The sequence below is a fragment of the Pseudomonas sp. B21-056 genome, from assembly GCF_026016325.1.
Classification (GTDB): Bacteria; Pseudomonadota; Gammaproteobacteria; order Pseudomonadales; family Pseudomonadaceae; genus Aquipseudomonas.
Genome location: NZ_CP087203.1, coordinates 2,061,147 through 2,079,406 on the forward strand (window position 1 = coordinate 2,061,147; position 18,260 = coordinate 2,079,406).

14 protein-coding genes are annotated in these 18,260 nt (G+C 62.3%); 9 read left to right on the top strand and 5 right to left on the bottom strand.

Annotated elements, in window-relative coordinates; all coding sequences use genetic code 11:
• The first annotated feature begins 47 nt into the window (after positions 1 to 47).
• On the top strand, positions 48 to 290 hold the full coding sequence (locus LOY67_RS09200; RefSeq protein WP_265066875.1) for a hypothetical protein: 243 nt from the start codon (positions 48 to 50) through the stop codon (positions 288 to 290).
• 30 nt (positions 291 to 320) lie between these two features.
• On the top strand, positions 321 to 518 hold the full coding sequence (locus LOY67_RS09205; RefSeq protein WP_265066876.1) for a hypothetical protein: 198 nt from the start codon (positions 321 to 323) through the stop codon (positions 516 to 518).
• A gap of 437 nt (positions 519 to 955) precedes the next feature.
• On the opposite strand, the gene LOY67_RS09210 is transcribed toward LOY67_RS09205, so the two are convergent.
• The 3 genes from LOY67_RS09210 to LOY67_RS09220 form a co-directional block, all read right to left on the bottom strand.
• Positions 956 to 1,474 carry an Hcp family type VI secretion system effector gene (locus LOY67_RS09210; RefSeq protein WP_041022074.1) on the bottom strand — a complete coding sequence of 173 codons (519 nt, stop codon included), beginning with the start codon at positions 1,472 to 1,474 and terminating at the stop codon, positions 956 to 958.
• A 428-nt stretch (positions 1,475 to 1,902) separates the two neighbouring features.
• Positions 1,903 to 3,279 carry a VOC family protein gene (locus LOY67_RS09215; protein WP_265066877.1) on the bottom strand — a complete coding sequence of 459 codons (1,377 nt, stop codon included), beginning with the start codon at positions 3,277 to 3,279 and terminating at the stop codon, positions 1,903 to 1,905.
• A gap of 137 nt (positions 3,280 to 3,416) precedes the next feature.
• Positions 3,417 to 4,343 carry an alpha/beta fold hydrolase gene (locus LOY67_RS09220; protein ID WP_265066878.1) on the bottom strand — a complete coding sequence of 309 codons (927 nt, stop codon included), beginning with the start codon at positions 4,341 to 4,343 and terminating at the stop codon, positions 3,417 to 3,419.
• A gap of 200 nt (positions 4,344 to 4,543) precedes the next feature.
• Here LOY67_RS09220 and LOY67_RS09225 point away from each other — a divergent pair, with 200 nt between their 5' ends.
• Positions 4,544 to 5,782 carry a M20/M25/M40 family metallo-hydrolase gene (locus LOY67_RS09225; protein ID WP_265066879.1) on the top strand — a complete coding sequence of 413 codons (1,239 nt, stop codon included), beginning with the start codon at positions 4,544 to 4,546 and terminating at the stop codon, positions 5,780 to 5,782.
• Between the two features lie 199 nt (positions 5,783 to 5,981).
• Here the strand turns inward: LOY67_RS09225 and LOY67_RS09230 are convergent, their stop codons facing one another.
• Both LOY67_RS09230 and xthA read right to left on the bottom strand, forming a co-directional pair.
• Positions 5,982 to 7,316: a phosphate ABC transporter substrate-binding/OmpA family protein gene (locus tag LOY67_RS09230; protein ID WP_265066880.1), complete on the bottom strand. Its 1,335-nt coding sequence runs from the start codon at positions 7,314 to 7,316 to the stop codon at positions 5,982 to 5,984.
• A gap of 183 nt (positions 7,317 to 7,499) precedes the next feature.
• Entirely contained in the window at positions 7,500 to 8,312 is an 813-nt protein-coding gene (gene xthA, locus LOY67_RS09235) for an exodeoxyribonuclease III (RefSeq protein ID WP_265066881.1), read from the bottom strand.
• 252 nt (positions 8,313 to 8,564) lie between these two features.
• On the opposite strand from xthA, the gene LOY67_RS09240 reads away from it, so the two are divergent.
• The 6 genes from LOY67_RS09240 to LOY67_RS09265 all read left to right on the top strand — a co-directional run bounded on the left by LOY67_RS09240 (position 8,565) and on the right by LOY67_RS09265 (position 18,071).
• Complete coding sequence (locus LOY67_RS09240; RefSeq protein WP_265066882.1) at positions 8,565 to 9,215, top strand: GNAT family N-acetyltransferase; 651 nt, start codon at positions 8,565 to 8,567, stop codon at positions 9,213 to 9,215.
• Positions 9,216 to 9,291: 76 nt separating this feature from the next.
• Complete coding sequence (locus tag LOY67_RS09245; RefSeq protein WP_265066883.1) at positions 9,292 to 11,019, top strand: autotransporter assembly complex protein TamA; 1,728 nt, start codon at positions 9,292 to 9,294, stop codon at positions 11,017 to 11,019.
• On the top strand, positions 11,016 to 14,690 hold the full coding sequence (locus tag LOY67_RS09250; RefSeq protein ID WP_265066884.1) for a translocation/assembly module TamB domain-containing protein: 3,675 nt from the start codon (positions 11,016 to 11,018) through the stop codon (positions 14,688 to 14,690). The genes LOY67_RS09245 and LOY67_RS09250 overlap by 4 nt, the downstream gene beginning before the upstream one ends.
• A 226-nt stretch (positions 14,691 to 14,916) precedes the next feature.
• Positions 14,917 to 15,390 carry a MarR family winged helix-turn-helix transcriptional regulator gene (locus LOY67_RS09255; protein ID WP_265066885.1) on the top strand — a complete coding sequence of 158 codons (474 nt, stop codon included), beginning with the start codon at positions 14,917 to 14,919 and terminating at the stop codon, positions 15,388 to 15,390.
• A complete protein-coding gene (locus LOY67_RS09260) occupies positions 15,387 to 16,856 on the top strand; it encodes an efflux transporter outer membrane subunit (RefSeq protein WP_265066886.1) in 1,470 nt (489 codons plus the stop codon). The genes LOY67_RS09255 and LOY67_RS09260 overlap by 4 nt, the downstream gene beginning before the upstream one ends.
• Before the next feature lie 15 nt (positions 16,857 to 16,871).
• On the top strand, positions 16,872 to 18,071 hold the full coding sequence (locus tag LOY67_RS09265) for an efflux RND transporter periplasmic adaptor subunit (RefSeq protein WP_265066887.1): 1,200 nt from the start codon (positions 16,872 to 16,874) through the stop codon (positions 18,069 to 18,071).
• The last annotated feature ends 189 nt before the right edge of the window (positions 18,072 to 18,260 follow it).

An 18,260-nucleotide genomic window follows, 5' to 3' on the forward strand; every position in this document is an offset into this window, starting at 1 on the left:
GCCCTCATACCTTATGAATGCCCAGGCAGGAACAACAGGAGCCCGTCATGAGCGATGACCTCAAACCCCCGTCGCTGGCAGATTGGCAGCGATTGTTTGACGACAAGGCCTACTGGCAGCAGTCGCCCGATGCTCATTTCACCGAGTTGATGCAGGTGGCCAACGACCTGTTCGGCCAAGGGGCTATCGACCTGGGGCAGTGGCAAGCGCTCAAGGCCCGGGCCGAACAGCTCCACCAACGCTCCCCCGATGCCAACGTCGCCGAAGAAGTCGCCGACCCCGATGCCTGATCTGCGAGCCCGAATACGCCAGGAGTAGCCATGAAGCACACCCCCGATCACACCACGCAGAACCCCGATGAACCGGCGCTGCCCGGCGAAGTGGAGCGCGACAACGACGCCTTGCGACCCAACGACCCGGCCAGGCGCAAGCAGCACGAAGGTGACCCTGGGGCGGGGGAAACCGATGCACAAAAAATCGGACGCCATGACGCGAGTCGGTCACACCGATCCAGATAAAAGCATCGATTTATAAGTATTGTTAAGTTTTTGTGACACGCTACATGTTTTGTTGGAGGGGTTTGTTGTACTGATGTATTGCATTTGTATAACGGGTTGTATAGCTATTTATATGGATCCAAAGTTTGGAGGGCGGGCTCCGCTGAACTGTAAGGCAACCCGGTCAAACTCAATCAAACGATTAATTGATCAAACAAGTGAGTATTGACAGGCAACGATCAAAATACTCCAAGAGTAAATAATTATTTATCGCGATTAAGCGGACATGGCACAAAAGTTCCACTATTATTGTGCCCGTTCGCCCAGTGTCTGGCTCTTTACCAGTGCATGGAATGCCGAGGCCGTTGCACTGGGCGAACACCGTCTGAAACACTTCCGATTTTATTCATGCACATCGACCAGCAGAGCCGGCCGATGCGTGAACAGCTGTCCCGGTATTAACCGGCAACCGGGGAGCGCCAATCATCGGAGCCCGAGGTTCCGCTGACTTCGTGGGTCCAGGTGATCTTGCGATAGGTGAAGTGCACATCTTCCAGATGGGTGAAGTGCGCGTTCGCCGGATCCTGGCAGTTGAGCATGTAGTCCTTGATATCGACGATGATCGCGTCTTCCAGTGTGGTGGTGTAGTAATGCTCCTGGGTGCCGGCAGCAGAAGTGCGGTACCACTGGATTTCAACTTTGGTCAGGCGTTCACCGCAGGTCAGCGCCGCCAACAGCAGCGGCGAAGCCTTGTCGAACACCTTGGTGATGACCAGCGGTTTATGCACGCGTTGGCCGGTTGGCTGGCCGGACTGTGGATCGCGCGGGATGATGACCTGATGCTGGAAGCCCTGCACCATGACCTGGTCTTCATGACCTTCCTGATAGGTGTTGCCCACCGAGTCGGCGGTAAACGCACCGGCAGTGATCAGACCTTGTTTGGTGCCTTCGATGGACATGTACGCGGGGGTAGCCAATGGATGCTCTCCTTGCTGGATAACTAAAGGACCCGGGAAAAAATCGTCCCGAGGTGCCTGAGGGTTATCAAGAGCTATGCCATTTTTTAAAAAATGCTGTAATTTCAAGTGGTTAATGAGTTTTATAGAGAGGCTGTCGAGTGTTTGCCGGCCATTTGGACAGGATGTGCGCAACGGCCTGCGCAATGTCGCGCAGTTTTCTGCGCAGCGGCTGTGAGCCCGTGAGCACAGACACAACGACTCGATTGATGGGCTTCATGGCGAAAGCAGGTGTGCATTTCTTGCCAAGCCGATCTTGTGGCGAGGGAGCTTGCTCCCGCTGGGCTGCGCAGCAGACCCTCTTTGTGAGTGCTCCGCACTCAAGCGGGAGCAAGCTCCCTCGCCACAGTAAGTGCCTTCGCCATAGCCAGGCAGATGAACCGGCGTTCCTACAAACCCAACGCCACCCTGCATTCATCAATGGAACGCTGTTGCGTCTCGGCATACAGCCCCAGCTCATCGATCGTCGTTCGTCCCAGCGCTTGTTCAAAGGCCTGGCGATTGGACTGTCCGGCATAACGACTCTGGGCGTCATCGCCGAGGTTCGACTGGAAGATACCGGCCGCGCTGACCGGCAGGAAATCTTCGTACACCAGCGGTTCGGCGCGCAGGTATTGTTGCTCCACTAGCTGTTCCAACGACGTTGATGGCTCGATCGAGCCTTTGACGGCCAGGCCCTTTGGCGTGACGAAATAGCGGAAGTACGCCAGTGCCTGCTGGCGCAGCTCATCGTGAGTGTCCGGGAACGGAGCAAAGTGTTCGGCCATCAGCGTGTTGTAGCGCACGGCATTGGCCTCGTTGGGAAACTCCCCCAAGGCATCCCGCGCCGCGTTCAGCAACTGATCGTAGAGCGCACGGCCCTTGGGGGTGAGGGCGGCACCGCGTTGTTCGATTTCACCAAAGCGGGCGCTGTGACTGCCCTGGGCGTGTGGCTGGTCGATGAACGCGACGGGCTCGTCGAGCGCCTTGAAACTGGTCTGGCGCAGCAGGATCGGGCACTGGCGACGGGGCGGGCCTTCGACCACCGCCTTGGGGGTGATGCCATGCACAGGCATCTGTTCCTGGACGATGTCGATGTCCAGGGTGCGCGGTGTCAGGTGATTGATGTGTGGGCCCTTGAAGGCCACCACGTCGGCGATCAAACGGTGCTGGGCGCTGAGTTGACGGTACTGTTCGGCCGTGACGGTGGCGCTGTGGTGCCAGCGAAACGTTTCCAGGGCCTGTAGGACGAAGTCGTCGGCTTGGGCTTGCGTCAGGCCGCCCTGGCGTTCTGCAAGGTCGATGAGCTCAAGGGCCTGGGGCGTAAAAATCTGCCGTTCAGCCAGCACCGACTGGGCAAACGCCCGAAGCTCGGCGTTGTCGATCAGTTCCAGGCGCAGCAACGAGGTGAATACCCGGAACGGGCTGACCTGCAGAGCGGTTTCATGCACGGCGCGAAATGCCGTGGAGTGCACCGGCACCCCGGCGGGCGTGAGGTCGTAATAGCCGACCGGCTGCATGCCCATGACCGCGAACAACCGACTCAAGGTCGCCAGTTCCGCCGCGGTGCCGACCCGGATCGCGCCGTGGCGTTCGAGGTCCAGGCGCTCGCGTTCGCCGGTGCTGCTCAGGTGTTCGGCCAACTGCGGATCGTTGACCAGCACTTGGGTATTGGTTTGTTCCACCAGGTTCATCAGCGTGCCGTACAGAGGCACTTCGTCGCGGTACATGTCGGACATCGCCCTGGAGAAGCGTTGGCGGATCAGGTCGGGACTGACGAAGCTCATGGTAGGAGTTCCTGGTTCGGGCGGTGGGAATTGGGAATGAAAGTGGGACGAAAGATCGCAGCCTTCTCCAGCCCCGGCAAACGAAGAATCTTCAGGACTTCATTCTGCCAGGGACTGATCCAACAGCTCGTACACCGTCACTGCCCCAACCCCTTGAGAAACCCCCGATACAGCGCCGCAGTCCGTTCCGGTTTTTCAATCGGTGGCAAGTGACCCAGCCCTTCCCAGATTTCCACCCGCAGATCCGCGATGCCCTTGCTCCACACCGGCACGCAACTGACGTCGATCATCCGGTCCTGGTGGCCCCAGAGTAGCAGCGACGGGGCGCGGATGTCGGCCAGGCGCGGCTCCATCGGCGGGCTGGCGTTGAAGTCCGCGTAGATTTCCGCCAGCTCTTCCCGGCACTGCACATACTTCTCGGCCACCGCCGCCAACACCACCTTCGGTACCCAGGGCGGCGAGTCCATGGTCATCGCGTAGAACGGTGCGAAATCACTGCGCGAACGCATGAGGGACGGGTTCTTGCCGGCGGCCACCAGGCGATCCATGTCGCTGGGTTGGGGCGACGTGACGCCGGCCGGATTGAGCAGCGCCAGGGTCAGCACGCGCTCGGGTGAAGTGGCCGCCAGCCAGGCGGCCAGGTAACCGCCCATGGAGTTGCCGATCACATGGACCTTGTCCAGGCCGCAGGCGTCGAGCAGCTCGATCACCCGCCGGGCCTGGGTCGGAATGTCATAGCCGCCGCCGGCCTTGAAGCCGGTTTCGCCATGGCCGGCGAGGTCGGGGATCAGCACCCGGTAATCACGGACAAACTGCCGGGCAACCCGCAGCCAGAGGTTTTTGTCGGCACTGTAGCCATGCAGCATCAGGATGCTGCCGGACGCTTCGTAGGGGCCACCTTGCAGGGTCGATACCGTCATTTCGCTGATGGGTACGGTGATTTTATGCAGCCTTGAAAGACGCGTTTCCACGGCCATGCCCAGGTCGAACAGCACCTGGCCGATGCTCGGATAGGTCAGCCAGCTCCAGACGATGAATACAGCGAGGATCACCCACAACAGCATGCCTTTCTCTCCATGAACCACGACGCAATGTGTTCGGTCAGCCTGGGCCGATGGGGCTTGTTTGCGGATACCCCCTTGTCATGTATAGCCAAATCTGAAGAGGACTACAGGATTTAAATCCTCTGCCTTCGGGTGGCGGCTGCCCATTGGCTCGGGTAGGGTGCCCGTGCAGTCTTTCTATACGGAACAAGGATGAAATCATGATGATTACCGCTCTGCGCTCCCGTCTGGCCGTGAGTCTCGGCTTGAGCCTGGCCCTCGGCGCCTTGGCTCCCGCCGCTTTCGCGCAGCCCAATCAACAGGTACTCGCCGATGCCGAACAGTACAAGGGCGAGGCCCTGAAACTGCTCGAAAAACTGGTGAACATCGACTCCGGCTCCGGCTATGTGCCGGGGCTGACCCAGGTCGGCGACATTGCCATCGATGAGTTGAAGAAGCTGGGCGCCAGCATTGAAAAGGTGCCGAATTCCGACGGCAGCCAGCACATCCTGGCGACCCTCAAGGGCACCGGGAAAGCGAAGATCCTGCTGATGGCCCACATGGACACGGTGTTCAAGGAAGGCTCGGCTGCCGAGCGTCCGTTCCATATCAAGGATGGCCGCGCCTACGGGCCGGGTGTGATGGATGACAAGGGCGGCATCGTCGCCGGCATCTATGCGTTGAAGGTGCTCAAGAACCTGGACTTCAAGAATTACGCACAGATCACCTTCCTGCTCGACGCCAGCGAAGAAACCGGCTCGGACGTCGCCACCGACCTGATCAAGAAAACCGCCAAGGCCCATGACGTGACCCTCAACCTCGAACCGGGTCGTCCGGCCGACGGCCTGGTGGTGTGGCGCAAGGGCAGTGCCACGGCGCTGGTGGAGGTCAAAGGCAAGGCGTCCCACGCCGGTGTGGCGCCGGAACTGGGGCGCAATGCGGCGATGGAAGCGGCACACCAGATTCTCCAGCTCGGCAAGCTCGGCGACGCGGACAAGAAAACCACCATCAACTTCACGGTGCTCAACGCGGGCGACCGGACCAACGTGATCCCCGACAAGGCCACCGCCAAGGCCGACGTGCGGGCCGCGGTGCCGGAAGAGTTTGACCGTATCGAAAAAGACCTGGCCCGGGTGTCGCAGGACAAACTGATCGCCGACACCGAGGTCACCACCAGCCTGAAACGCGGCCTGCCGCCGATGCCGCAGACGGCGGAGTCGGATCGCCTGATGGCCATGGCCCAGGGCATCTACGGTGAGCTGGGACGCAAGCTCACCGAAGAAGGCAGCGGCGGCGCGGCAGACGCCAGCCTGTCGGCCGGGGTCGGCACGCCGACGTTGGATGGCTTCGGTATCGTCGGTGGCAACATCCACACCCCTGAGGAATACGCGGAAGTGGAAAGCGTGGTGCCGCGGGTGTATCTGCTGTCGCGGATGATCATGGAGTTGGCGGGACGGTAACCATCAGGCCCAGCGCAGAATCCTATGGCAAGGGCAAGTCCCTGTGGCGAGGGGATTTATCCCCGCTCGACTGCGTAGCAGTCGCAAATCGGCTGACACGGTTCATCCTGTTGCACCTCGGTGGCTGGTTTTGGGGCCGCTTCGCAGCCCAGCGGGGATAAATCCCCTCGCCACAGGGTTTGATGTCGGCCGGGAGATTTCAGTACACCCAGACCTCCACCCGCCGATTCCTGATCCGGCCTTCATCCTCGCTGTTGGCCGCCACCGGCATCAATGCGCCGAACCCGCGTACCTCCCGCAGCGTCACGCCGTTCCTGACCAGTTCGCGTCGCACCGCCATGGCCCGTAACTTGGACAGCAGGTCCGCTCGGGCCGGATCGTCCTTGGCGTCGCCGAAACCCACCAGTGTCACGTGCCGTTCGGTTTTACCGTGTTGCCGGATGTAATCGAGCACGCGGCTCAGGTCCTGGCGGGCCTTGTTGTCGAGGCTGGCGCTGCCTTCGGCGAAGCGGAAATTGACACTAAGGCGCTGGGCGCGGCGGCTCAAGGCCTGATAGCCCTCCGGCATCAAGGCGTTGGGCGTGACGGACATGGCCCGCACGGTTTGGGCGATGAATCCGTTCGCCGCGACGATGGCCTGGCCCTTGTCGCTTTGAGTGAACGCCACCAGCGCCTCGGCCCACGGGTTGCTCGCCTGGGGCGGCAAATAGAAGAACAACCGCCGGGACAACGGGTAGTCCTCGGTGGCAATCAGGTTGTTCAGCGGCAACATGGGTTGGGAGTCGCCGTCGGCAATCGCCAGCGCCTTGGCCTGGCGGACGTAGGGCAAACCGATGAAACCGATGCCTTGCGGGTCCTGGCTGACGGCGTCGGACAACTGTTCGCTGGATTCGAAGCGCAGGGCGGCAGGATCCAGCCGTTTGCCCTGGCGGTTGAGCACCAGTTCCTTGAAGGTATCGTAGGTGCCGGACTGGTCATCCCGGGCATAGAGCCGTATCGGTCCGCCGACGCTGCCCACCGACTCCCAGGTTTTCGCCTCGCCGCTGAAAATCTTCGCCAGTTGCACGGTATTAAGCTGACGCAACGGGTTCTGCGGGTGAAGAATGATCGCCAGGCCGTCGATGGCAATGACCTGCTCGGCCGTAGGGCTTTTCAGATCACCGAGGGGCAGCAGTTCCTTCAGTTCGTTGTCCTTGATTGGGCGGGAAGAGGCGGCCAGATCGGCGTCGCCCTGCTTGAGAGCAGCGAAACCGGTGCTGGAGCCATGGGCGGCGATGTCGATCTCCAGCCGTCGGCCATCGGCGGTCTGGCCGACGATGCGTTGCTCGTTGTCATGGCCGGTGATTTCGCTGCTGACCTTGAGCAGTCCCTGGTCTGTCATCAGCCCCTTGACCAGCGCCGGTCCGAGCGTCGCGCCAATGGTGTTCGAGCCCTGGATACGCAGGGCAGGACCCTGCTCGGGTACCGGCAGGTCGCTGGCCCAGGCCACCAGCGGCAGCCACAGCCCCACGAAAAAGCCCACCCAAAGCCGCATCTCGGCACCTTCTGAACCCAGAGAAATGCCGCAAGATTAAGTCAGTCAGGTTGCTGAAAAATGACAGCCACCCTCGACCTCTGTGGGAGCGAGCCTGCTCGCGATGACGGCGGCACATTCAACATCAATGCAAGCAGATCCACCGCTATCGCGAGCAGGCTCGCTCCCACTGGGCAGCGCGTGCTAGCTCAATTGCAGCCAGATCGGCGCATGATCCGAAGGCTTGTCCATGCCCCGCAGTTCATAGTCCACACCGGCGTCCTTGACCCGTGGCAGCAGGCCGTGGGAGGTCAGGATCAGGTCGATGCGCAGGCCACGCTTGGGTTCGTCCTCGAAGCCGCGGCTGCGGTAGTCGAACCAGCTGAAGCGGTCGGTGACGTCCGGGTTCAGGTGGCGGAAGCTGTCCACCAGGCCCCAGTTCTTCAGGCGGGCCATCCATTCGCGTTCTTCCGGCAGAAAGCTGCATTTGCCGGTTTTCAGCCAGCGCTTCATGTTGTCCGGGCCGATGCCGATGTCGCAGTCTTCCGGGGAAATGTTCACATCGCCCATCACCACCACGGGCTGGTCGTTGCGGAAGCGGCTTTCCAGCAGTTGCTGCAAATCGCTGTAGAAACGTTCCTTGGCCGGGAACTTGGTCGGATGATCGCGGCTTTCACCTTGTGGGAAATAGCCGTTCATGATGGTCACCGGCACGCCATTGGCGTCGGCGAAGGTGCCCCAGATAAAGCGCCGCTGGGCGTCTTCATCGTCGCTCTCGAAGCCTTTGTACAGGTTCAGCGGCGCCTGGCGGGAGAGCAGGGCGACGCCGTAGTGGCCTTTTTGCCCGTGGTAATGCACGTGGTAACCCAGGGCTTGCACTTCGGCCAGGGGGAATTGCTCGTCGTGGACCTTGGTTTCCTGCAGGCCGATCACGTCCGGCTGATGCTTCTCGATCAGTGCCGCCAACTGATGGGGGCGGGCGCGCAGCCCGTTGATGTTGAAGGAGACGATCTTCATGGTCGGCTGTCCTGGCAAAACTGCGATGCTAGCTGACATGTCGGAAGGGGGCCAGCGTGGCAGTAGGACAAATGCGCTGCTAATGTCCTGTGGCGAGAGAACTGATTCCGGTTCGGCTGCCCTGTAGGAGCTGCCGAAGGCTGCGATCTTTTGATCTTTTGCTTGAGACTCAATGGACAGTGAAAAGATCGCAGCCTCGTTGTACTCGTCAGCTCCTACAGCAACCTTAGACCTTGCCGAGGAGATCCACCCATGCCTGAAACCGCCACCGCCATCGCCGATATCCACATGCTCGACAGCGGCTATTCCCGCGAAGCCCGTTCGTTGCTGTACCAGGCCTATCGCCATGAGCCGACGTTCAGCTACCTGTTCGAGTCCGAACGCCCGGGCTATGAGCAGCGGGTGCGGGCAACGGTGCGTGAGTTGGTCAAACAGCATTTTCTCCAGGAGTTGCCGGCCATCGGCCTGCTGGTCAACGACCGGCTGATCGGCATCGCCCTGATCGCGCCCCCCCAACGACGCCTGGGTATCACCGAAAGCTGGGCCTGGCGCCTGCGCATGGTGTTGAGCACCGGTTTTCGCTGCACCCGGCGCTACCTTGAGTACCACGCGGCGGTGACAGGCTGCCTGCCGTCGGATGCGGTCCATGTGTTGCCGCTGTTGGGGGTGCATCCACAATTTCAAGGCAAGCATTTTGGCGAGCAGTTGCTCGAGGCGGTGCATAACTGGTGTGCGGTGGATGAGCACTCGCAAGGCGTGGTCCTGGACACCGGCAACCCGCGATACCTGGAGTTCTACAAGCGCCAGGGGTATGAGGAAATCGGTGAAATTGCGGTAGGACCGATCCGCGAGCACGTGTTCTTCCACCCCAATCCCCAGGTTTTGCAAAGCGCAACGGCCTGAAGCGCATCCTGGTCTGCGAACTTTTGAGACATGTCCGGTTCTATCAGGCTCCCAAGCCCGTGTTAGCATCCGCGCCATGAAACTCCCAGGACGAATAACCAGTGGCGCGTTTTTGCTGTCCCTCAGCTGCGCGGTACTGGCTCAAAGTGAATTGGATGTACGGGTCAAACCGTCCAATGACGCACTCAAGGCCAACGTAGAAGGTTACATCGGTGGCCTGGGTGATCGTGACGAAGAGGCCTTGCTGCGCTTCAGCCGTGGCGCCGAGGAACAGGCGCGCAAAGCCGCCCAGGCACTGGGCTACTATCAGCCGCGGATCGACAGCGAGGTCAAGGGTGGCAAGACGCCGCGCCTGGTCCTGAGCATCGACCCCGGCGAGCCCGTGCATGTGCGCAACATCACGGTACGCATCGACGGCCCGGCGGCGTCGCTCAAGGCCTTTCGCATACCCGACAACGCGGCCCTCAAGCCGGGCGCGGTGCTCAACCATGGTCGCTATGAAGACGCCAAGCGGCTGATCCAGAACCAGGCCTCGCGCTATGGTTTTTTCAGCGGACGATTCGTCAGCCAGAAATTGCAGGTGGACCCCCAGGCCGGTGTCGCCGATATCGAGCTGATCTACGATAGCGGGCCGCGCTACGCCCTGGGGCCGGTGAGTTTCGAGGGCGATACGCCGTTCGACGAAGAGCTGTTGCAACGCATGGTGCCGTTCAAGGCCGGTACGGCCTACGACTCCGAACTGATCGCCGAACTGAACCAGGCCCTGCAATCGAGCGGTTACTTCGAAGGCGTGCGCGTGGATGCGGCGCCCACCGCAGCAACGGACAACGTGATTCCGGTAGCGGTCAAGCTTGACACCCGCAAGCCGCGCACCATGGGCCTGGGCCTGGGGTTTTCCACCGACGTCGGCCCACGGGCCAAGGCCAACTGGACGCGCCACTGGGTCAATCCCCAGGGCCACAGCTACGGCTGGGAGACGGAGGTGTCGGCACCCCGGCAGAACGTCGGCCTGTGGTACGACGTACCGCTGGACCCACCGCTGACCGACAAACTGCGCTACGCCGGCGGCTATCAGTATGAAGAGTTGGCCGATACCGACAGCCTCAGCAAGCTGCTGACCGTCGGCCCCGAATGGCACAGCAAGTTGCCCAGCGGCTGGCAGCGGGTGGTGTCGCTCAAGTGGCAGCGCGAGGAGTATCGCCTGGGTGACGATTCGGGCCTGAGCACGCTGCTGATGCCGGGCGTCAGCTATTCGTACCTGCGCAGCGACAACCGCATCGACCCGCACAACGGTTATCGCTTGCAGTTCGACACCAAGGTCGCCAAGGAAGGGCTGGGGTCGGACAACAACGTGGTCTACGGCACGGCCCTGGTCAAGGGCCTGACCACGGTGTTCGACAAGCATCGCCTGCTGGCCCGGGCCCAGATAGGCGGCAGCGCCACCAATGGCTACAAATCCATTCCGCCGTCCCTGCGCTTTTTCGCCGGCGGCGACCAGAGCGTGCGCGGCTACGATTATCAGAGCCTGTCGCCGGAAAACAACGAAGGCGATCGCATCGGGGGGCGCTACATGGTCGCTGGCAGCCTCGAGTACCAATATTCGATTGCGGAAAAATGGCGGGTCGCGACCTTCGTCGATCAGGGGAACTCTTTTAACAGCCTTGAACTGCCGAGCCTCAAGACCGGCGTGGGCGTTGGCGTGCGCTGGGTATCGCCGGTAGGCCCGATCCGCCTCGACCTGGCCCATGCGTTGGACGACGAGGGCGGCATTCGATTGCACTTTTCCATGGGGCCTGAGCTGTGAGTCGTGGTTTGAAGAGAACACTGCTGGCGCTCGCTGCCTTGCTGGCGCTGGTGGTGCTGACCTTGAGCGCCCTGTTGGGTACGCAACCGGGCAGCCGTTGGACGCTTGGCCTGGTGCCGGGCCTGAGCGTGGAAAACTTCCAGGGGCGGCTGGGCGGACAGTGGCGTGCCGACCAGGTGTTGTGGCAGCAGGACAGCAGTCGTGTGGAGCTCGATGGGCTGATGGTCGCGTGGTCGCCGCTGTGCCTGGCGCGCATGACCCTGTGCATCGAACAGCTCAAGGTCGATAAGGCCAGCCTGCAACTGCCACCCTCTGCCGACGCGCCGAGCAGTGGTCCGCTCGCGTTGCCGGACCTGGACCTGCCGGTCGCCATCGAACTGGGCGAAGTACAGGTCGGCAGCCTGCTGTTCAACGGCAGCGAGCAGCTCAAGGGCTTGCAACTGGCTGCCCATTGGACCGCGGCGGGCTTGCAGATCGACGCGCTGCAATTGCAGCGTGACGAACTGAGCCTGAAACTCTCCGGGCTGTTGAAGCCCGCCGGCGACTGGCCACTGAAAGCCCAGGGCCAGTTGACCTTGCCGGCGCCGGGCGACACGCCGTGGGCATTGGACCTGAGTGTCGACGGCGAGCTGCTCAAGACCCTCAACCTCAACGCCGACAGCAGCGGCTACCTGCAAGGCCGTTTGACCGGTGAGCTGCAACCGCTGGCAGACAACCTCCCAGCCAAGGTGCGCATCACTGCCGACGGCTTCAAGGCCAGCGCCGATCTGCCGGACACGCTGTTGCTCAATCAACTGGAACTGACCGGTGAAGGCGACCTGAAGAGCGGTTATCAACTGCTCGGTAAGGCCACGTTGCCCGCCGAACAGGGGCCGGTGGCGTTGCTGTTACAAGGTCAGGTCGACGCCAATGGCGCCCAGATCGCGGGCCTGGACCTGAACGCCGGCGACCGGCAAAGCCTGAACCTGACCGGACAGGTGGACTGGCGCGAAGGCCTGAGCGCCGAAGCGAAAATCGCCTGGCTGGATTTCCCCTGGCATCGTCTCTACCCGCTGATCGACGAACCTCAGGTGACGCTGCAGAGCTTCAATGGCGAAGTCTCCTACACCGACGGTAAGTACCTGGGCAATTTCCAGGCAGCGCTGGACGGCCCCGCGGGCGCCTTCAGTCTTGGTAGCCCGTTCAGCGGCGACCTGACGCAGATCCACTTGCCGGAACTCAAGCTCGCAGCGGGGCAGGGCAAGGCCGAAGGTCACCTGGACCTGCAATTTGCCGAGGGCATTGCCTGGGATACGGCGCTGGACCTGTCGGCCATCAACCCGGCCTACTGGCTCGGCGAACTGCCCGGCACCCTGGCCGGACCGCTGCGCAGCAAAGGCTCGCTGAAAAACGACACCCTCAACCTCGACGCGGACCTCGACCTCAAGGGCAAGTTGCGCGGCCAACCGGCGCTGTTCCAGGCCAAGGCCAGCGGTGTCGGTGAACAATGGAATCTCAGCGCGCTGGACATCCGCCTGGGGGACAACCGCATCAACGGCAGTGCCAGCCTGCAACAGAAGCTGACCGGCCAGATCGACATCAAGCTCGCGCGACTGGCTCAGCTCTGGCCGCAACTGCGCGGCCAGCTCAACGGCCGTATCGATGTGGCCGGAACCCTCAAGGCCCCCCAAGGCAAGCTCGGCCTGCAAGGCACTCAACTTGCTTTCCAGGACAACCGCCTGCAGAGCCTGAGCCTGGACGCTACCCTCGACAGCACGCAACGGGGCAAAGTCGACCTCAAGGCCAGCGGTATCCACGCCGGCGACACCTCATTGGGCGTGCTGACCGTCAGCGGGCAGGGTGATATCAAGCAGCAAAAGCTCAACCTGGACCTGCAAGGGCCGCAACTGAAGACTGCCCTGGGGTTCGATGGCGCACTGGATCAAGGCAACTGGCGCGGGCGCCTGAACAGCGGTGACGTGCAGGCCGGTGGTCAGGATTGGCGCCTGCAAGCCCCGGCGAAGCTGGAGCGCCTGGCCAACGGCACGCTCAATTTCGGTGCCCACTGCTGGCGTTCTGGCCAGGCCAGCCTGTGTGGCGAAGACCAGCGCCTGATGCCGGAGCCGAAGCTGCGCTATCACCTCAAGCAGTTCCCTATCGAGAGCCTGGCCCAGTGGATGCCCAAGGATTTTGCCTGGCAGGGCCGGCTCAATGCCGATCTGCAGGTGGACCTGCCGGCCAGCGGTCCGAACGGGCGGATTCTGGTGGATGCCGGCGGCGGCACGCTACGGATTCGGGACAAGGAGCAGTGGCTGGACTTTCCCTACCAGACCCTGAAGCTGGACAGCCGCCTGACCCCCAGGCGCATCGACACTGAGCTGAATTTTGTCGGCGCCCGGCTCGGCGAACTGATGCTCCAGGCGCAGATCAATCCGTTACCGGCCAGCAAGCCCCTCAGCGGTTCGTTCCGCCTGACCGGCCTGGACCTGTCCGTGGCCCGGCCGTTCGTGCCGATGGTGGAAACCCTCACCGGGCACCTGAATGGCAGTGGCACGTTATCTGGTGGCCTGCTGGCGCCCCAGGTGAACGGCAATCTCGTGCTCAGCGATGGCGAAGTCTCCGGGCCGGAACTGCCGGTCAGCCTCGAAGCCTTGCAGGTACGGGCCATGATTGCCGGCGAAACGGTACGCCTCAACGGCGACTGGAAAAGTGGCAAGAGCGGACAGGGCAGCCTGAGCGGCGACATCGGCTGGGGTGAGGCCTTGAGCATGAACCTGGCACTCAAGGGTTCGCACCTGCCGGTCACCGTCGAGCCTTATGCGGTACTGGAGGCGGCGCCTGACCTCAACATCACCCTACACGGCGAGCGGCTGTCGATTGCCGGCAAGGTGCTGGTGCCCAAGGGTGAGATCACCATCCGCGAATTACCGCCCTCCACCGTCAAGGTTTCGGATGACACGGTGATCGTCGGCCACCAGACCGAAGAGGGCAAGGCGCCGCTGGCCATGGCGATGGACATCGATGTGATCGTAGGTCAGGAGAAACTCGCCTTTTCCGGTTTCGGCCTGACGGCCAACGTCCAGGGCCAGGTACACATCGGCGACAACATGGACACCCGTGGCGAACTCTGGCTCAACGACGGTCGTTACCGGGCCTACGGCCAGCGGCTGACGGTGCGCCGGGCGCGACTGTTGTTCGCCGGGCCCATTGACCAGCCGTATCTGGACGTCGAGGCGATTCGCCAGACCGATGACGTGATCGCCGGCATCCGCTTGAGCGGCAGCGCCGAACAGCCGGTCACGCAGATCTTCTCGGAACCGGCCATGAGCCAGGAGCAGGCGCTGTCCTACCTGGTGCTGGGTCGCCCCCTCAGCACCACCGGCGAGGACAACAACATGCTCGCCCAGGCCGCATTGGGCCTGGGTTTGATGGGCAGTTCGGGGGTGACCACCAGCCTGGCCAACGACTTGGGCATCAAGGATTTCCAGCTCGACAGTCAGGGCAGTGGCAACACCACCAGCGTGGTCGCCAGCGGCAACCTGTCGGAAAAACTCAGTCTGCGCTACGGCGTCGGGGTGTTCGAACCGGCCAACACCATCGCCCTGCGCTACAAGCTCAGCAAAAAGGTCTACCTCGAAGCCGCCAGCGGCGTCGCCAGTTCGCTGGATATCTTCTACAAGCGCGATTTCTAAACTTCCTCCCCAAAACCCAATGTGGGAGCGAGCCTGCTCGCGATAGCGGCATGTCAGTCACTGATGAGTTGACTGATACACCGCTATCGCGAGCAGGCTCGCTCCCACAGGTTTTTCTGCGTTCGTCGGACTTGTATGTAGCTTGCTAACGATTTGTTTGACATTTGCTGCCTAAGCAGTAATATCTCGACATACATTCACTGCCTAGGCAGCAAACGGTGACCGGATGAAGCACTTCACCCCAGACGAATTCCACAACTGCCATCTCGGCCTGCTGCTTGGGCGCGCCGCCATGCTCAAGGATCGGATCATCGATACCCACATGGAGCCTCTCGGCATTACCGCCGCGCAGTTCAAGGTGCTGATCATCATGGTCCAGTTCGGTTTCGACACGCCGGCCGAGCTGAGCCGGCACCTGCCCCTGGACAGCGGTTCGATGACCCGGATGCTCGACCGTCTGGAGCAGAAAGGTTTTCTCGTTCGCCAGCGTTCGGCGGATGACCGCCGCCAGGTGCGAGTGATATTGACCGACGCCGGCAAGGCCATGGCTGATCGCCTGCCTTATATCGGTGCCGACGCCATGAACCAGTTGGCCAACGTCATCACCCGCGAAGAGCTGGAAACCCTCGAACAGATTCTCAAGAAAATTCTTCTGGCGGCCGGTGATCCGCTCACCGTGTTGCGAATGGGTGGGAAATGAGCCGTACAACTTTGCGTACCCGCTTGAGCCTGGTACTGCTGGCCATGAGCCTCGCGGGCTGTGCCAGCTACAGCGGCCTGAAGACCGAGGGCGTCAGCCTTGAAGCCCAAAGCCTCAAGGCCGGACAATCCCTCAATGGCGTCAAGCTGTCGCCGGCTTCGTGGCCGAAGAGCGATTGGTGGAAAAGCCTCGGCGACCCGCAACTCGACGGTCTGATCCGTGAAGCGCTGCGCGACAGCCCGGACATGCAGATCGCCAGTGCCCGGGTGCATCAAGCCAGTGCCGCCGCCTACGCCGCCAACGCGGCGCGCCTGCCGACCCTGGATGCCAGCGGCAGCGTCAGCCGTTCGCGACTGGCCCGGGATCAGGATCCGGCGGGGCAGGGCGGCGCGTACAGCACCTTGCGTTCGCTGAGTGTGGATTTCAATTACAACTTCGACCTCTGGGGCGGCCAGCGGGCTAACTGGGAGGCCGCACTGGGCCAGGCTCGCGCGGCAGAAGTCGACCGCCAGGCCGCGCAGTTGACCCTGGCCGCCGACGTGGCCCGGGCCTACAGCGACCTGGGGCAGGCCCACATCATTCATGACCTGGCCGCCGAAGACCTCAAGCGCACCCGGCAAATGCTTGACCTGAGCAAGCGTCGTCTCAATGCCGGGATCGACAGCGAATACCAGTTCCAACAGACCGAAAGCCTGGAGGCCAGCGCGAGCGCGACCCTGATCGACACGGAAAAACGCCTGCAAAGCGCCAAGATCGCCTTGGCAGTGCTGCTGGGCAAGGGCCCGGACCGTGGCAACGAAATCGCCCGACCCAATGTGTTGCAAGCCAGTGCCGTCGCGTTGCCGTCGAACCTGCCGGCCGAGTTGCTGGGGCGACGTCCGGACCTGGTCGCGGCACGCTGGCGGGTCGAGGCGGCGGGCAAGAGCATCGAAGCCGGCAAGACCAACTTCTACCCCAACCTCAACCTGAGCGCGGCGGCGGGGGTGCAGTCGTTGTTGGGTGATGCGATGTTCGGTTCGGCCAGCCGCTTCTTCAATGTAGCGCCGACGGTGTCGCTGCCGATTTTCGACGGCGGGCGCCTGCGGGCGGACCTGGATGCCCGGGACGCCGACTACGACCTGGCGGTGGCGCAATACAACAAGAGCCTGGTCGCGGCCCTTGGGGATGTCAGCGACACCATCAACCAGTTGCGCGACATCGCTCGGCAGATCGGTGCCCAGCAACATGCTACCGATATCGCGCAGAGTTCCTACGACACCGTGGTCCAGCGCTACGGCTCGGGCATCGGCAATTATCTGGATGTGCTGAGTATCGAGCAGCAACTGCTCCAGGCCCAGCGCCAACTGGCGACCCTGAACGCCGAGCAGATCGATTTGTCGATCCAATTGATGCAGGCCCTGGGCGGCGGTTTCGAGACCGACACCCTGGCCTCGGCCACGGCGGTCTCCGCCACGCCGCATAACTGATTTGAGGTATTTGTCATGGCCACAGCAGAAGACACTCAAGCGTCCGAAAACCAACAGGACAACAACCCACGCAAGCGCAAAGTGATGCTGCTGGCGCTGACGGTGATCGTCATTCTCGCCAGCCTGGGTGTCTGGGCCTGGCATGAACTGTACGGCCGCTGGAGCGAAAGCACCGACGATGCCTACGTGAATGGCAACGTGGTGGAAATCACCCCGCAAGTCACCGGCACGGTGGTGAGCATCGGTGCCGATGACGGCGATCTGGTGCGCGAAGGCCAGGTGCTGGTGCAGTTCGACCCGAACGACTCCGAGGTCGGCCTGCAAAGTGCCCAGGCCAACCTGGCCCGCACCGTGCGCCAGGTGCGTGGTTTGTACAGCAACGTCGACGGCATGCGTGCGCAGGTCAATGCGCAGGAAGCTGAAGTGCAGAAGGCCCAGGAGAACTACAACCGGCGTAAAAACCTCGCGGCCGGCGGGGCGATTTCCCAGGAAGAACTGTCCCACGCCCGGGATGACCTGACCTCGGCGCAGAACGCCCTGGCCAATGCCCGGCAACAACTCAAGACCACCAGCGCCCTGGTGGATGACACCGTGGTGTCGTCCCATCCCGACGTGCAATCGGCCGCCGCGCAATTGCGCCAGGCCTACCTGAACAATGCCCGCAGCACCCTGATCGCGCCGGTCACCGGTTATGTCGCCAAGCGCACCGTGCAACTGGGGCAACGGGTCCAGCCGGGTACCGCGCTGATGGCGGTGATTCCGCTGGATCAGTTGTGGATCGACGCCAACTTCAAGGAAACCCAGCTGCGTGAGATGCGCATCGGCCAACCGGTGGAAATCGAAACCGACCTCTACGGCAGCGATGTGAAGTACAGCGGCACCATCGACAGCCTTGGCGCGGGAACGGGCAGCGCGTTTGCCTTGCTGCCGGCGCAGAACGCCACCGGTAACTGGATCAAGATTGTCCAGCGGGTGCCGGTGCGCATTCATGTCAATGCCCAGGAACTGGCCAGGCATCCGTTGCGGGTCGGGCTGTCCACCGAGGTCAACGTCAACCTGCGCGACCAGAGCGGCCCGGTCCTGGCCCAGCAGCCACCGCAGAAAGCCTCGTTCAGCACCCAGGTCTACGACCGTCAACTGGCCGATGCCGACGCGATGATCACGCGCCTGATCCATGAAAACAGCGCTGCTGCGAGCAAGACTGCGCAGCGTTGAAGCAGCGCAGCAGATCCTGTGGCGAGGGGATTTATCCCCGCTGGGCTGCGCAGCAGCCCCAAAACCCTGCGACTCGGTGTGTCAGGGTTTATGCATTCAATTCAGGGGCTGCTGCGCAGTCCAGCGGGGATGAATCCCCTCGCCACAAGGGCTGAGTTCGGTCTTATTCGGCCCGGCCGCGATTTCGCC

What these genes read in the sequence shown, in the direction of transcription:
- LOY67_RS09230 (WP_265066880.1), bottom strand. Translation starts at nt 7,316, where the DNA reads ATGCGGCTTTGGGTGGGCTTTTTCGTGGGGCTGTGGCTGCCGCTGGTG.
- LOY67_RS09225 (WP_265066879.1), top strand. Translation starts at nt 4,544, where the DNA reads ATGATGATTACCGCTCTGCGCTCCCGTCTGGCCGTGAGTCTCGGCTTG.
- LOY67_RS09255 (WP_265066885.1), top strand. Translation starts at nt 14,917, where the DNA reads ATGAAGCACTTCACCCCAGACGAATTCCACAACTGCCATCTCGGCCTG.
- LOY67_RS09215 (WP_265066877.1), bottom strand. Translation starts at nt 3,279, where the DNA reads ATGAGCTTCGTCAGTCCCGACCTGATCCGCCAACGCTTCTCCAGGGCG.
- LOY67_RS09240 (WP_265066882.1), top strand. Translation starts at nt 8,565, where the DNA reads ATGCCTGAAACCGCCACCGCCATCGCCGATATCCACATGCTCGACAGC.
- LOY67_RS09245 (WP_265066883.1), top strand. Translation starts at nt 9,292, where the DNA reads ATGAAACTCCCAGGACGAATAACCAGTGGCGCGTTTTTGCTGTCCCTC.
- xthA (WP_265066881.1), bottom strand. Translation starts at nt 8,312, where the DNA reads ATGAAGATCGTCTCCTTCAACATCAACGGGCTGCGCGCCCGCCCCCAT.
- LOY67_RS09260 (WP_265066886.1), top strand. Translation starts at nt 15,387, where the DNA reads ATGAGCCGTACAACTTTGCGTACCCGCTTGAGCCTGGTACTGCTGGCC.
- LOY67_RS09220 (WP_265066878.1), bottom strand. Translation starts at nt 4,343, where the DNA reads ATGCTGTTGTGGGTGATCCTCGCTGTATTCATCGTCTGGAGCTGGCTG.
- LOY67_RS09265 (WP_265066887.1), top strand. Translation starts at nt 16,872, where the DNA reads ATGGCCACAGCAGAAGACACTCAAGCGTCCGAAAACCAACAGGACAAC.
- LOY67_RS09205 (WP_265066876.1), top strand. Translation starts at nt 321, where the DNA reads ATGAAGCACACCCCCGATCACACCACGCAGAACCCCGATGAACCGGCG.
- LOY67_RS09200 (WP_265066875.1), top strand. Translation starts at nt 48, where the DNA reads ATGAGCGATGACCTCAAACCCCCGTCGCTGGCAGATTGGCAGCGATTG.